The sequence below is a fragment of the Seonamhaeicola marinus genome (assembly GCF_008085455.1).
In genome coordinates this window covers 1-980 of sequence record NZ_VSDQ01000426.1, presented here as the reverse complement: position 1 = coordinate 980, position 980 = coordinate 1, and the positions used below count along the sequence as shown (strand labels likewise).

The following is a 980-nucleotide window of genomic DNA, read 5'->3' as shown; positions in this document are numbered from 1 at the left end:
AATTTTCTTTTGAAGTTTTCTTGCTTCTTCTTCATCAAACTGTTCTTGAGCTCTTTCAACAAGAGACACAACATCTCCCATGCCTAATATTCTATCGGCCATACGTGAAGGATGGAACACATCAATAGCTTCCATTTTTTCACCTGTACCAATAAATTTAATGGGTTTATTTACAACAGATTTAATTGAAATTGCTGCACCACCACGTGTATCACCATCTAATTTGGTAAGTATAACACCATCAAAATTTAATACATCATTAAATGCTTTTGCTGTGTTAACGGCATCTTGCCCCGTCATAGAATCTACCACAAACAAGGTTTCTTGTGGCTGGATGGCTTTATGAATGTTTGATATTTCAGTCATCATAGCTTCATCAACGGCTAAACGACCTGCGGTATCAATAATGACTACATTATGCCCGTTAGATTTTGCATGTGCTATTGCTGCTTGCGAAATTGCTACAGGATCATTATTTCCTCTATCGCTAAAAACCTCAACACCTATTTGATCTCCAACAACATGTAACTGATCTATTGCTGCAGGACGATACACATCACAAGCTACTAATAACGGTTTTTTAGTTTTTTTATTTTTAAGATAGTTTGCTAGTTTACCCGAAAAGGTAGTTTTACCAGAACCCTGTAAACCAGACATTAAAATTACGCTTGGTGTAGCTGATAAATTAATACCTGCTGCATCACCACCCATAAGTTGTGTTAACTCATCTTTTACAATTTTAACCATTAATTGCCCTGGTTGTAATGTAGTTAATACATCTTGCCCAAGTGCTTTTTCTTTTACCTTGTTGGTAAAATCTTTGGCTATTTTAAAGTTAACATCGGCATCTAATAAAGCGCGTCTTACTTCTTTTAGGGTTTCAGCAACATTTACTTCGGTTATACTTCCGTGCCCCTTTAATACGTGTAAAGCTTTATCTAATTTATCACTTAAATTATTAAACATAATTTTCTTTAAAT

At 34.9% G+C, this 980-nt stretch carries 1 protein-coding gene; it reads right to left on the bottom strand.

What is annotated here, in order from left to right:
* Window positions 1–966: signal recognition particle protein (locus tag FUA24_RS07505; protein ID WP_148541137.1), on the bottom strand; the 966-nt coding region annotated here is incomplete at its 3' end.
* Window positions 967–980 lie beyond the last annotated feature (14 nt).